General features: G+C 50.5%; 10 protein-coding genes. 8 read left to right on the top strand and 2 right to left on the bottom strand.

Going from position 1 to position 14,465, the window contains the following annotated elements:
• Positions 1-57 precede the first annotated feature (57 nt).
• Positions 58-870: an AraC family transcriptional regulator gene (locus ACYU8Y_RS17495; RefSeq protein ID WP_460939342.1), complete on the top strand. Its 813-nt coding sequence runs from the start codon at positions 58-60 to the stop codon at positions 868-870.
• A gap of 194 nt (positions 871-1,064) precedes the next feature.
• Here the strand turns inward: ACYU8Y_RS17495 and ACYU8Y_RS17490 are convergent, their stop codons facing one another.
• Positions 1,065-1,862: an aldo/keto reductase gene (locus ACYU8Y_RS17490; protein ID WP_460939341.1), complete on the bottom strand. Its 798-nt coding sequence runs from the start codon at positions 1,860-1,862 to the stop codon at positions 1,065-1,067.
• Positions 1,863-1,923: 61 nt separating this feature from the next.
• Positions 1,924-2,922 carry an aldo/keto reductase gene (locus ACYU8Y_RS17485; protein WP_460939340.1) on the bottom strand — a complete coding sequence of 333 codons (999 nt, stop codon included), beginning with the start codon at positions 2,920-2,922 and terminating at the stop codon, positions 1,924-1,926.
• Between the two features lie 167 nt (positions 2,923-3,089).
• Here ACYU8Y_RS17485 and ACYU8Y_RS17480 point away from each other — a divergent pair, with 167 nt between their 5' ends.
• The 7 genes from ACYU8Y_RS17480 (at position 3,090) to ACYU8Y_RS17450 (ending at position 14,465) form a co-directional block, all read left to right on the top strand.
• Positions 3,090-3,986: a helix-turn-helix domain-containing protein gene (locus tag ACYU8Y_RS17480; RefSeq protein ID WP_460939339.1), complete on the top strand. Its 897-nt coding sequence runs from the start codon at positions 3,090-3,092 to the stop codon at positions 3,984-3,986.
• Between the two features lie 708 nt (positions 3,987-4,694).
• Complete coding sequence (locus tag ACYU8Y_RS17475; protein WP_460939338.1) at positions 4,695-7,859, top strand: SusC/RagA family TonB-linked outer membrane protein; 3,165 nt, start codon at positions 4,695-4,697, stop codon at positions 7,857-7,859.
• 40 nt (positions 7,860-7,899) lie between these two features.
• On the top strand, positions 7,900-9,369 hold the full coding sequence (locus tag ACYU8Y_RS17470) for a RagB/SusD family nutrient uptake outer membrane protein (protein WP_460939337.1): 1,470 nt from the start codon (positions 7,900-7,902) through the stop codon (positions 9,367-9,369).
• Between the two features lie 92 nt (positions 9,370-9,461).
• The gene (locus tag ACYU8Y_RS17465) at positions 9,462-11,189 is read left to right on the top strand and encodes an amidohydrolase (RefSeq protein WP_460939336.1); all 1,728 of its coding nucleotides are present in this window, start codon (positions 9,462-9,464) and stop codon (positions 11,187-11,189) included.
• 72 nt (positions 11,190-11,261) lie between these two features.
• Entirely contained in the window at positions 11,262-12,428 is a 1,167-nt protein-coding gene (locus tag ACYU8Y_RS17460; protein WP_460939335.1) for an LLM class flavin-dependent oxidoreductase, read from the top strand.
• Complete coding sequence (locus ACYU8Y_RS17455) at positions 12,425-13,891, top strand: APC family permease (RefSeq protein WP_460939334.1); 1,467 nt, start codon at positions 12,425-12,427, stop codon at positions 13,889-13,891. The genes ACYU8Y_RS17460 and ACYU8Y_RS17455 overlap by 4 nt, the downstream gene beginning before the upstream one ends.
• Before the next feature lie 82 nt (positions 13,892-13,973).
• Positions 13,974-14,465: a c-type cytochrome gene (locus ACYU8Y_RS17450; protein ID WP_460939333.1), complete on the top strand. Its 492-nt coding sequence runs from the start codon at positions 13,974-13,976 to the stop codon at positions 14,463-14,465.

Below are 14,465 nucleotides of genomic sequence, written 5' to 3'. Positions count from 1 at the left end.
CTTCACCGTTTACCCGGCATATGGTTCGGGGTACGTATTAACCAATTTATTCACGTTATGGATTCTCCAGGTACTCAGGTAAAAGGCCGAATCTTTGTCTCCTGCAAAAAGGAGAAACATTATAGCCGGGAGTTGATGCTGGATCAGCATGCACTGGTCTATGTCGTAGCGGGAACGCTGGTCTTATCGTATGCCGATCAGTCGTATACGTTTAATCCCGGAGAAACGCTGCTCATTCCCAGAAATCAACTGGGCCGGATGGCTAAATTGCCCCAACCTGATCAGCCCTTCCGTTCCATTTCGATGTTGTTCCCTGAGGCATTGCTGCGAAAACATTATACCGCGCGGCCCGACAATCCGGCCGAAGGCAAATGGAAAGGCCATCTGGCGCTGGAAAAACATCCGTTGCTGGAAAGCCTGGTCAGTTCATTGACCCCTTACTTCAGCCTGCGTGAGGAATTGCCCCAGGATTTGGCAGAAATCAAAATCGCTGAAAGCCTGACCATACTGGACGCCTGCCACCCCCATGTGCAGCGACTGCTCAGTTCGTTTCATGAACCGGGTAAAGTGAATCTGGTCGATTTTATGGAGCAGCATTTCATGTACAACCTGCCGCTGGAAAAGTTCGGCTATTTAACGGGGCGAAGCCTGACTACCTTTAAAAAGGATTTTCAAAAAATATTCAACGCCACGCCCGGTCGCTGGCTAACCCGAAAGCGCCTGGAGCATGCCCACTACCAGATTGCGGTCAGACACCGAAAGCCGGTGGACGTTTTTCTGGAGACCGGCTTTGAGAACCTGTCGCATTTTTCCTTTGCCTTTAAAAAAGAATTTGGTTATCCGCCTACGGCTATCGCCCGAAAAGAGTAAATCAAACGGACACAATCTCATTTACCTGCTCAAGGCTAGTAAACGTAGTACTCGGATCACCCTCGCAGGAATAATGCTTGTTGGTTCGAACTGGAATTTTTTGTGGTGAAGTCAATAGGGCGTACGAAAAAGCGTGCACAATCGCTAAATGACACTAAAGTTTGCGACGTTTTAGCGCGCGCTTCAAACGTCTTTTAAACAGGATAAATTAGTCCACTACCTGTATCCAGCGATTTGATAGTTGCCATGTCATCGGAAGACAATTCAAAGTCAAATACATTAAAATTTTCAGCTATCCTTTTCGGATTGGCTGATTTCGGAATAACCACGATTTCCCGTTGAATTAACCATCGTAGAACCACCTGGGCAACGCTCTTATTATAGTTGCCTGAAAGCACTTTTAAACGTTCGTTTGTAAAAAGGTTGGCCTTACCCTGAGCAAAAGGAGCCCAGGATTCCAGCCGGATTCCCTGATCGTTCAACGCTTGCTGCATGTCTGTTTTCTGGGAAAACGGATGTGTCTCCACCTGATTGATTGCCGGTACCACACGATGCGGCTTCAGTAGATCCTGAACCTGGTCCATATTGAAATTACTGACGCCGATAGCCCTTACTTTGCCTTCTTTGTAGAATTCTTCCATGGCTGTCCAGGAGGCATGTACGTCGCCCTGCGGCAGATGAATCAGGTATAGATCAATGTAGTCAAGACCCAATTTTTTTAGCGATGCGTCAAAGGCGCGCTTTGCCTGTTCATAGCCGGGAGCCGCTGGCAAAAATTTGGTGGTCACAAAAATCTCTTCTCGCCTGACCCTACTTTTTTTAATCGCCCTACCCACCGATTCCTCATTATGGTAGGCCGCAGCTGTATCGATCAGTCTGTAGCCCGTAGTCAGCGCATGCAGAACAGCTTGCTCACACGCTGAACCGGTTAGCAAGTACGTGCCAAAACCAAGCAGCGGCATTTTGATGCCGTTATTTAATGTTACGTTCATCACCATATACCTATTTTACGTAGAAGCCACAGATAAGCATATGGCTTTGATTATGAGTTGCTTACCTGCCTTGCAGGTCTGCCAAACTGGCGGGATAACGTTCTCCCTGAAGGCTGATGGTGTCCAGAGCCTTATTGATGGTGTCCAGGTCATCCTGGCTTAGGGTGATGGCTGCACCGCCTATATTTTCGGCTAAGCGAGTCATTTTTGTGGTTCCGGGAATTGGTGCAATCCACGGCTTCTGGGCCAGCAGCCAGGCCAAGGCAATCTGCGCGGGTGTGGCTGGCACTCCGGTAGCGTTCTGTTCTTCTGCAATCTTTACCACAAGGTCAACAATGAGTTGATTCGCTTCGCGGTTTTCTTTGCTAAAACGAGGCATGACATTTCGCCAATCGGTCGGGTCAAATTTAGTGTCCGCATTCATCTTACCCGTTAAAAACCCTTTGCCCAAGGGGCTAAACGGAACGAAGCCAATGCCTAATTCGTCCAGCAACGGAATGATTTCTTTTTCCGGTTCGCGCCAAAACATAGAGTATTCGCTTTGCAGGGCGGCCACGGGTTGCACCGCATGCGCTCGGCGTATACTTTGCCCGCTGGCTTCGCTCATACCGAAGTAGTTTACTTTGCCTTCGGCAATCAACTCGCCTACGGTTCCGGCAACGTCCTCAACAGGCACAGCCGGGTCTACGCGGTGTTGATAAAACAAGTCGATATAGTCGGTTTGCAGATAGCGGAGCGAGTTTTCCGCCACCTGCCGGATGCGTTCCGGGCGGCTATTCAACCCATCTGTATTCCTGCCGTTGTTAAAGCCAAATTTGGTCGCGATGATTACGTTATCCCGTACTTCGTGCAAGGCTTTTCCTACCAACTGTTCATTGGCGCCTTGTCCATACACTTCGGCGGTATCAAAGAACGTAATGCCCGACTCATACGCTTTTCGAATAAGGGCAATGGCATCGTTTTCGTTGGTTGCCGGACCATACCCATGGCTTAATCCCATGCAGCCGAAACCAAGTTCGGACACGCTTAATCCTGAGGTTCCTAATTGTCGTGTTCTCATGTTGTATGTATGTTTTCGACTGCAAAATTGAGGGGGAAGGGAGAGTCGTTTTGTATACAGATTACGGGTTTTCCTACCACTATTACCGATTGGGATGGCCGGTATCAGCCGGGCTTGCCGGAACCGGTAAGTTTGTAATGATATTTGTAGCGATAACAGAATAAGGTATGGAGGAGATTGTCAGAATTGGCAGCATCGCGCAATACAATACCATGCGGGGCGTACCGACCAAACATCCGCTGGTTGCGGTGATTGACCTTTCGAAAGCGCAACCGGTGCCCGCGGGGTCGTTCAACTTTGGTTTGTACGCGGTGGGATTGAAAGAACTAAACTATGGCCAGTTGCGCTATGGAAGAAGTCACTATGACTATCAGGAAGGAAGTCTGATATTTATTGCGCCCGGACAGGTGATCGGGGTGCAACCCGGCCTTGACCTGTTTGCCCCGAAAGGCTGGGCATTGCTCTTCCATCCCGACCTGCTGGCCGGCACTCCGCTGGGCAAGTACATGCCGGATTATTCTTTCTTTTCGTACGATGTAAATGAAGCGCTCCACCTGTCGGAAAAAGAGAAGCGTATTGTGATTGATTGCTTCTCAAAAATCGAGTATGAGCTCGATCAAAATATAGACAAGCACAGCAAACGACTGATTGCCTCAAACATCGAGTTGCTGCTCAATTATTGCATACGTTTTTACGACCGCCAGTTCATTACGCGCGACCATACGAACAAAGGTATCCTGGAGCGGTTTGAAGACCTTTTGAGAGGCTATTTTTCGTCCGATAAACCGCAGACTCAAGGCTTGCCTTCCGTCGCTTACTGCGCCGAAGCCCTGCATTTATCACCCAACTATTTTGGTGACCTGGTGAAGAAAGAAACCGGCCGATCGGCGCAGGACTACATTCAGTCGAAAGTGATCGATGTAGCCAAGGAGCGCGTATTTGACCTGAATAAATCGGTGAGTGAAATTGCCTACGAACTGGGCTTTAAATATCCGCAGCATTTCACCCGTTTATTTAAACAAAAAGCAGGCGTTACGCCGAATGATTACCGGATGAAAGGTTAACTGAGTTTATTTAACATCCGTACTAATTTACCCAGCAACGACTTCGTGTAAAGCATACCTGTACTTGACGATGGGTATCAATCCTTTAGCTAGAACAGTCTGTGACTTGTCGTATAATAACCGTATTTCTCGATAGACTATTGGGTAAATGGCTGATAATCATTTTTTTATATTTTCTTTGGAATTGCAAAATCGCTGATTCACCTTTGCCCATTCTTCAAAATAACTAATCATATTTGACGCTTTTGGACTTCTATGAATACTTGAGTTTGAACGGCTTTTTCACGCATGAGTATCGACATGCCCAGTTTTAAGGTAGCTCGGTATACATTGTAGGGTATTATTAAGTCAGCTAACCTGTTGATCCGCATTAGAGTCAGATGATCTTACTGGCTTAGCGTACAACCACCAATTGATCAGTATATAGCCAAACAGCTTCCCTGATCAGTATTATATTGACTATAAAATCGATAGGGTTTGTGGTTAATGTGTTGGGACTTTTGGCCTATCTGGTCATTACGCAGCGGTTAGTTGGGTGAAGTTTTTTACATCAAGGTTTTGAACCAGCGGCAACTGGTCAAAACCTTACAAAAAAGCCGAAACGGCGGCACCGAAGCGTCGGACCGACCGTTCCGGCTGGCTAACAGTTAGGCTCTGGCAACCGAAGCGTCGGACCGGCCTCTTTTTTCACATAACCAAGACAAAGTAATGCAAAAACTTTTATTTGCAGGAGTCGTCTGGCTACTCTCTTGCGGATGGTTGCAGGCACAATTAACCGGATCGCGTATAGAGGGGACCGTTCGGAGCGATAACGGAGAGCCCTTACCCGGTGCCAACATCGTTATTCAGGGTAGTAACGTCGGAACACAAACCGATGCCAACGGAAAATTCTCGATTCAGGTCCCCCAGGGTAGCCGGAAGCTGGTCGTCACCTCCATAGGGTTCACCAATCAGGAAGTCACGATTACGAATGCAACCAAACTTGATCTTACCTTAACGACAGACAATCGTCAACTCAGTGAGGTGGTTGTTACAGGCTATTCGAGCGAAAGCAAAAAGTCATTTACCGGCTCCGCATCAAAAATTGGGGCTTCCCAACTGGAAAATCGACCGGCCCAAAGTTTAGACCAATTATTGGGCGGCCAGGCTGCCGGCGTTAATATTGTTCAGCCCAGTAGTGCACTCAACAATACGCCGGTGTTTCGCATCCGGGGTATCAATTCGATTACCTCGTCGGTATATCCACTTATGATTGTCGACGGTGTTACGGTATTCACCGGCTCATCGGGTGGCTCGGTGGGAAATAACCCACTGGCGGATATAAATCCAACGGATATTGAAACGATCGATGTTCTGAAAGATGCGTCGGCAACGGCAATCTATGGCTCCAGAGCCGCCAATGGCGTTGTCGTAATCACGACCAAAAAGGGAAAGAAAGGCCGGACGAAAGTGACCTACGACGGATGGGCAAGTTTCAGTACGCCCTACAACCTGCCAAAATTATTAAGCCCGTCGGAGTACGTAGCCATCAAGAACGAAGCGCGGGTCAATGCCGGGCTTACCCCTGGTTTTGTGCTGGGGAAAAATGCGGATGGCAGTGACGTGGGCACCAATTGGTATGATGTTGCCTATCAGACCGGGGTTTCGCAGAACCACACGATCAGCGTTTCGGGGGCAAATGAGGCCACTAATTATTTCCTGTCGGTTAATCATTCCGATCAGAACGGCATCATTCGGACCAATACGTTCAAACGGGAAAACGCCCGCGTTAACCTGGAGCATAAATTAACGCGCACCATAAGCATCGGTACGAATCTGACGTATAGCCAATCGACCAATGCAGGCCCCAATTCCGGCGCTATTGGTCCAAACTCGGTCGCATCCTCATCGGGAAACAGTGTTAATACGCAATACATAGGCTTGCAGCCCATGGCGCGGATGACGTATATTTTGCCACCGAACGTTCCCGTTTACAATGCCAATGGCACTTACAACATCAACCCTGCCAATGGCAACATTGGCTACGGTCCGAACAGCTCGGCACTGGGCGTTTTTAATGCCTATAACCTACAGACCATTTTAGATCTGGACAAGAATACATCAGCGAATAACACCTTGATTGGTAGTGTATTTGCCGAAATTGAACTGCTGAAAGACCTGAAGCTGAAAACCGTTTACGGGCTCGACAATTACGTTGTTGAAAACAAAGAGTTTAGAAACCCCTACAGTGGCGACGGCTTTGCCACCAATGGTGCAGCCACCAACTCGACAACGACGTATTACCGGTCGAACTGGACCAACACGCTATCGTACAACACTACGTTCAACGAAAATCACAACCTTCGTATCCTGGTTGGACACGAGGAAATCTACCGGAAAGTAGATGGCTGGGGCGCTACCCGAACTGGATTGGCCGATCCATTTTACACCAATTACCAGGGCGGTTTTACCACCATTACGCCCACCGCGAATGTCTACGCGGAGAACGGGCTGCTGTCTTATTTTAGCAATGTTGGTTATGATTACAGGCGTAAATACCTGTTCAGTTTCAACTTCCGGCGCGATGGTCTGTCGGCGCTGGCGGCAGGCAATAAATGGGGAAACTTTGGCGGAGGTTCCGTAGGCTGGAATCTGTCCGAAGAGTCGTTTTACAAAAATTCGTCGCTGGCCAAAACCCTTAGCGATGTAAAAGTCCGGGCCAGCTACGGCATTGTTGGCAACAGTAGCCTCAACGATTACGCGTCCCTGTCGCAGTTTAGTTCCGGAACCTACGCTGGCGTGGCCAGCTTGTATTTCGGACAGGCGGGTAACCCGGATTTGCGTTGGGAAACGAGTAAGAAAATTGACATCGGTTTAAATGTTGGACTGTGGAACAACCGAATTACGCTGGAGGCAGATTATTATAAAAACACCATTGATGGTCTGATACTGAACGCGCCCCAGCCGTCATCGAAAGGCATTCCCGGTAATTCGATAGCGGCAAACGTTGGCTCTTTATACAATCAGGGCATCGAACTGGCCATCAATGCGAACATCATCAGCAAAGGAAAATTCCAGTGGAATGCCAACGTCAACGTGGCTACCCTGGAAAACAAGGTCACGTCTTTGGGCACGGGTGGCGATATTTACCCCACTGTTTTAAGCACGTTTGGCATTCAGAACATTACCCGGGTAGGGGAGTCGGTGGGGGCTATTTTCGCCGTTCCGACGGCGGGCATAAACCCGGCTAATGGCAACAAACTGTACGTCAACCGGAATAATCAGGTTGTTCAATACAACGCCGTAACCAAGAGCTTTTCAACGTTGGATGGCGCAACGGCTCCAGTCATTGATAACTACGCCGATGGCCGGGTGCAGGGTCCTTCGCTGCCAACGTATTACGGTGGATTTAACAACAACCTGGTTTATGGCCCGTTCGATTTGGCCATTGGTATCATCTTCTCGGGGGGCAACAAACTGTACAATGGCACGCGGGCTACCCTTTCCGATCAGCGCTACTTCAATAACGGTCAGTTCATTCTGAACCGGTGGACGACGCCCGGCCAGGTGACTGACGTACCCAAACTGGTCTGGGGGGATAGTTTTACGGGCGGCTTTTCGTCGGCCAACACGACCAACGTGGAGGATGGCTCTTTCATTAAGTTGAAAAATATCTCGCTCGGGTATCGTGTGCCGGTGCAGCAGATTGGCATCAGCAAATTCATTTCCTCGGCGCGGGCCTACGTGCAGGCGTCGAATATTTTCACCATCACCAAATACACCGGTTCTGACCCGGAAGTGTCCATCAACGGTAACTCCATCAACTCGGGTAAAGACCAGAATGTACCCGTCAATGCCTCGGTCTACACCGTTGGCTTAAACATTGGTTTCTAAGGCTCGATCGGGCAATCAACTTTCTCTTAGCGCAATACATATGCGAACCTATCATAAAATAAAAACGTACGCGGCTCAAGCGTTAGTCATGTTACCGCTCTCCGCGATGTGGCTAACCGCTTGCCACAAAGATATTCTGGAAGCTGTGCCGGTTACCAGTATTTCCAACGAGTCGGCCTATAGCACACCGGCCAAAGTACTGGCTCAGGTTAATGGACTATATTCTCAATTCAGCACGCAATCGTTCTACGGGGGGCGTTTTCAGGTCTTCAACGAACAACGGGGGGATGAATTCAGTCAGAACGACGGGAACAACTCGACCGGAGCTAACGTCTGGAACCAGTCTATTTCGGCATCGGGCGATTTTGTCAATGCCGTGTGGAGTGCTGCCTATACGACCATCAACTCATCGAACCTGTTGATTGAAAATCTGGCCAGCTCAGCCGTTATTCCCGATTCAGCTCGGAAAGGGTATATTGCTGAAGCAAAATTTTTACGGGCGTTCAGCTATCTGAGCCTCGTGCAAACCTACGCGAAGCCCTATGCGCAAAACAGCGCCAGTCCTGCCCTCCCCCTGCGACTGAAAGCCGAAACGTCCAGCAGTAACAACGACCTGGCGTTTAGTTCGGTGGCCGACGTCTACACGCAGATCATCAAGGATCTGAACGAAGCTGAAACGGACCTTCCGGTGGCCTATTCAACGGCTCTGCTCAATGCATCGAGGGCGCATAAAGCAACCGCTATTGCTTTGAAAACCAGGGTCTATCTATCAAAAGGTGATTATGCCGCCGTTGTAACAGAAGCCGCCAAGTTAGTGTCAGCCAGCGCGCCTTATCAATACGTTGCGGGGGCGCTAACCCACCGATTAGAAGCCAACGTTGCAACTGTTTTTGCTGGGTCATACATCGGGAATGAGGCCGTATTTACGGTGCCGTTTATCAATCCGGCTGAAGCCCCCGGATTGCAGAGTGCGCTGGCTGCCAACTACCTGACACCCGTTCTTTACCTGAATACGGCGGGTATTGGGGCCGATCCCGTTTTCTCCTCGACAACATCAACGGATGCCCGCAAGACGCTGATATCGACCAACGCGACGGGGCAAAGGTTAGTCCGAAAATTCCCCAAAAACGCTGCTCCCTACACAGATTACATCCCCGTGATTCGCTACGCGGAGGTACTGCTGAATTACGCCGAAGCAGCTGCGCAGACCGGCGATCTGACCAAGGCGACGGCACTGTTGAAAGCGGTCAGAAACCGATCGGATGCTACCTACACCTTTACGACGGGCATCAGCACAAAAGACGATTTGGTAAACACCATTTTGACTGAACGGCGCATTGAATTAGTTGGCGAAGGTTTCAGAACACCCGATCTGCTCAGACGTGTGCAACCCTTACCGGCTAAGTCGGGAACGGCGGGAACCGCTCCGGAAGTAGTCCCCACCGCGAGTAACTACGTATGGGCTGTTCCCAGCAACGAATTAGCCTACAACACCTTAGCACCTAGATAAGGCAACGCGGACAGGAGGTTCGCCTAGTCAATAGAGTCAACTTAACCATGCGGACGGAATTGGGGCCACCCATGCGGTCCGCGCGACAAGCAATGAATAAAACACTCCCCTTACTCACCCTGACAGCGTTGCCCTTTCTGGCTTTCGGTAAAGGCCCTGGTGACAATGCCAAGCCCGTCAAAGAAACGGCGGATAAAGTCTACATCAACGGTAAGATCATTACCGTTGATGCCAAAAATTCAACGGCGCAGGCGGTCGCTGTTAAGGCTGGAAAAATTCTGGCGGTTGGTTCGGTCAACGATATTAACAAGTTAAAGAATGCCAACACAGTCGTTGTTGATCTGGGCGGTAAAACGGTGATTCCCGGCCTTATTGATGGACATAGCCACTTCATGAGTTTAGAATGGACGCAAACGGCGAACGTAGCGGCTCCACCCGTAGGTCCCGTGAAAACGATCGCGGATATCGTGACGGAACTCCAGAAATACAAGGCGGCCAAAAATATACCCGACGGCGAATGGATTCGCGGATTCGGGTACGATGTGGATCAGCTCGCCGAAAAAAGACACCCAACAAAAGAAGACCTGGACGGCGCTTTTCCGAACAACCCGGTTGTCATTACGCACGTGTCGGGCCATATGTCGGTCGCCAATTCGGCGGCACTAAAAGCGTCTGGGATCGACAGTACCACCAAAGATCCGGCAGGTGGTATTATTGTCCGGAAAGATGGCTCGAACGAACCCGCTGGTCTGCTTCAGGAAAAGGCGCAATACAGTGTCAGACTGAAACAAAATAAGGGAAAGCCGACGCTGGAGGATCAATTGAAAACCCTGAAAGACCAACAATTATTTTACGCCAGTCAGGGAATTACAACGGCTCAGGATGGCAGCACCAGTTTCGAATCGTTGCAACTGCTGAAACAAGCGGCTGATCGGGGCGAACTGCTCATTGACATCGAAACATTGCCGTCCTATGGTATCATTGATAAAGTGCTGGGAAATCCTGATTTCAAGTACGGTATTCTGACGAACCATCTGAAATTGAATGGATTCAAGTTTATGTCGGACGGGTCACCGCAGGGGAAAACCGCTTATTTCGGACGTCCTTATTTAACCAAGGTACCGGGTTGTGACAGCGAGGTTTGCCGCGGCTTTCCGGTAACAACGCAGGAGCAATTCAATGCTGCCGTAAAGAAGGGATTTGAAAACAACATTCAGGTGTTTGTACACTGCAACGGCGATGCCGCCATCGACATGTACATCGAGGCCGTTGAAAACGCGAATCGCGAATTGAAAACCAGTAGTACGAACCGGCGTCCGGTCGTGATTCACTCCCAGTTTGTGCGGCCCGATCAGTTGGATAAATACAAAACGCTGGGGATGTTACCGGCCTGCTTCACCAACCATACCTTTTTCTGGGGGGATGTTCACGTGCAGAATCTGGGCGAGAAGCGTGCCTTCTTTTCCAGCCCACTGAAAACGGCGCTTAAAAAAGGCATCATTGCCACCAATCACACTGACTTCCCCGTTACGCCGGTGAATCAATTGTTTTTGTTGTGGACATCGGTCAGTCGCCAGTCGCGTTCCGGCAAAGTTATCGGTCCCGACGAACGACTGAGCCCAATCGAAGGATTACGGACCATCACCATCAATGGGGCGTATGAATACTTTGAAGAAAAAACGAAAGGGTCGATCGAGCCGGGTAAACTGGCCGATCTGGTTGTCTTATCCGACAATCCCCTAACCATCGATCCGCAACGGATCAAAGACCTGGTCATCCTCGAAACCATCAAAGAAGGCAACACAATTTATAAACGGTAATCAAGTACTTGTCGCCGGGGTAAGGGCATGGCCCTCCTCCCGACGACTCTTTTTGTTAACCCAATCAAACGAATGACGTTATCAACAATAGTCCCGGTAGCCATCCGAACCACGCAACGCGTCGCTGAAGTGTCGTGGTTCGATGACATCATCGGGGGCGATACGGAGTATCTGGGTGTGCTGGACAACAGTCGCCGGAGCAGTTTTGCCCATTGCAAAGACATTGCCCTAGAGGCCGAACGACTTGGGTTTAGTTCAATCCTATTTCCCACGGCTTATACGGTGGGACAGGACCCGCTGACGTTTGCCGCAGGGATGGCCACGCTTACCCAAAAAATCAATTTATTAGTCGCCATACGGACCGGAGAGGTGCACCCACCAACGCTCGCCCGGGCGCTGGCGTCACTTGACCACATGCTCGCCGGGCGACTGATTCTGAACATCATCAATTCTGATTTGCCGGGTTTACGCGAAAATCCGGGTTTGCGTTACGAGCGCTGTATCGAAACCATCGAAATCCTGAAACAAGCCTGGAGTCAGGATCGCATCAATTACAAGGGGAAATATTACGAGGCTAATCTGCCCACCGACCCCGTAAAACCCTATCAGCAAAACGGAGGCCCACTGCTTTATTTCGGGGGTACCTCAAGTGGATCGCGGGATGTGTGTGCTCAGCATTGCGATGTGTTTCTGACCTGGCCTGAATCAGAGGAAAGTATGTACGAGACGATGAAAGATATGAGCGCACGCGCAGCTCAGTATGGTCGAAAAATTGATTTCGGCCTGCGTATTCACGTGATCGTGCGGGAAACTGAAGCCGAGGCACGCGCGTATGCCCGGCGGCTGATGTCGAAATTTGATGAACAGCGCGGCCTCGAAATACGGGCCAGGGGAGAAGATTCCCGGTCGCTGGGTGTGCTCCGGCAGGATCAGCTACGAGAAACGGCCGATGAAGAAGGCTATGTTGAAGATATTCTCTGGACCCACATCGGCAAAGTGTTTTCGGGTTGCGGTGGCGGATTGGTCGGTAGTGCCGATCAGGTCGTTGCCAAATTGAACCGGTATATGGACATGGGTTTTCGGTCGTTTGTCTTTTCGGGTTTCCCCCTGATCGAGGAAGCCAATTATTTCGCTAAACTGGTGCTGCCCCGACTGCCCAACGTATCGATGCCGGTTGTGCAAAACCGCATTCCGACTGATACGCCTGTTACGCCCCTGACAACGGCCCTCCTGACATGAGTACGATAGCAACAAAATCCGAATCAACCGGATCGTCGGCTGCCGTTATGAAACGGGAAATTGGTTTGATCGACGCGACCTTATTGGCCGCCGGGGGTATGATTGGCTCGGGCATTTTCATCGTCAGCGCCGATGTTACACGCCATGTTGGCTCGGCGGGTTGGCTCATTGCGGTCTGGCTCATTGGCGGCTTCATGACCCTGATTGCTGCCGTCAGCTACGGCGAACTCAGCGGTATGTATCCCAAGGCTGGTGGGCAGTACGTTTATCTCAAGGAAGCGTATAATCCGCTGGTGGCATTCCTCTATGGCTGGAGCTTATTCGCGGTCATTCAGACCGGAACAATTGCGGCCGTCGGAGTCTCTTTTTTTAAGTTTCTGGCTTATTTTATACCCGAGGTCAGCGAAGACATTAGCCTGTTTTCCGTCGGAAACGTTCATGTATCGCCCGCTCAAGTCCTGGCCATCGGTATCATCGTTCTACTGACCTACATCAATACGAAGGGCGTGCGCGGGGGTAAAATCATCCAGACAACATTCACCGCTACCAAAGTACTGAGCTTAGTGGGGCTGATTGTTTTTGGACTGGTGCACCTCAAACCTGAGATCTGGTCCCTCAACTGGGCCAATGCCTGGCAGTTACAACCGCTCGATCGGGATGGATCGGTTGGGAGCTATGTTGGGTTACCCGCTTTGGGAGGGGCCATTGCCGCGGCATTGACGGGCACCGTTGTTAGTTACGACGCCTGGAACAACGTAACGTTCGTGGCGGGAGAAATCAAAAATCCCCGCCGGAATATTGGCCTGAGTTTGTTGCTGGGAACGTTGCTCGTTACCCTTTTATATGTATCGCTTAACGTGATGTTCACCGCCGTACTGCCGCTGGCCGACATTGCCGGAGCCGAAAAAGATCGGGTGGGCATCACGGCGGCTCAGGCCATCTTCGGTAATGCAGGCACGGCGGTCATTGCCATCACCATTCTGATTGCAACATTCGGCTGTAACAACGGGCTGATTTTATCCGGGGCACGGGTGTATTACAGCATGGCTAAAGACGGCCTGTTTTTTCGGAAAACGGCGCAGTTGAACAACCATGCCGTACCGGAATTTGCCCTGTGGATTCAGGCGGTGGTGGCCTCAATACTTTGTCTGAGTGGTCGCTACGGTGATTTACTGGATATGATTTCGTTTGTCGTCGTCCTGTTCTATATCCTCACCATCTGGGGCATTTTCATTCTCCGCAGAAAACAACCTAACCTCGAACGGTCGTACAAAGCGTTTGGTTATCCCGTTTTGCCTGCGTTGTACATCGGTATGGGTATTGCTTTTTGCAGTTTGCTCATCGTCTATAAACCAACCTATACCTGGCCCGGTCTCCTGATAGCCCTGATTGGCGTGCCGATCTATTACTGGTTAGTGAAACATAACAAGGCCGTTAGCGATGAAGAAACTCCCGTATTGTAGTTGTTTGTGGGTGGCTCTGCTCCTGGTGACTCAGGAAAGTTGCTTCCCCGTGAATGGAAAAGAACGTACGTCGACAGACCAGATGGATACGTTACCGTGGCCAGCCAGCTTTGGGTTAGGGCGTCCGGCAACGCAGGCAGACATTGCCCGACTCGACATCGACGTTCGGCCGGATGGCAAAGGCCTCCCGGCCGGTGAAGGCAAATCGGCTACCGGGAAGGTAATCTTCGCGACAAAGTGCGCGGCTTGTCATGGCGTTGGGGGCATAGGAGGGCCATCCGGCTCGCTGGTCAGTACGGCCGATACCAGCCGGAAACGCCCCGAAAAAACAATCGGTAACTATTGGCCCTACGCGACCACCGTTTTCGATTACATCCGTCGGGCGATGCCATTCAACGCACCCGGCTCGCTGACGAACGAAGAAGTCTACCACCTGACGGCTTACTTACTGCGCGCTAATGGCATCATCGAAGAGACAGCCATCCTGAATGCCCATACCTTGCCCAACGTTGCTATGCCCGCGCGGAACCTATTCGTGCCGGACGACCGCACGGGCGGACCGACTATAAGATAA

The sequence above is a fragment of the Spirosoma humi genome (assembly GCF_054776575.1).
Note: the sequence above shows the minus strand (reverse complement) of the source record. Positions and strands in the feature narration are given on the sequence as shown.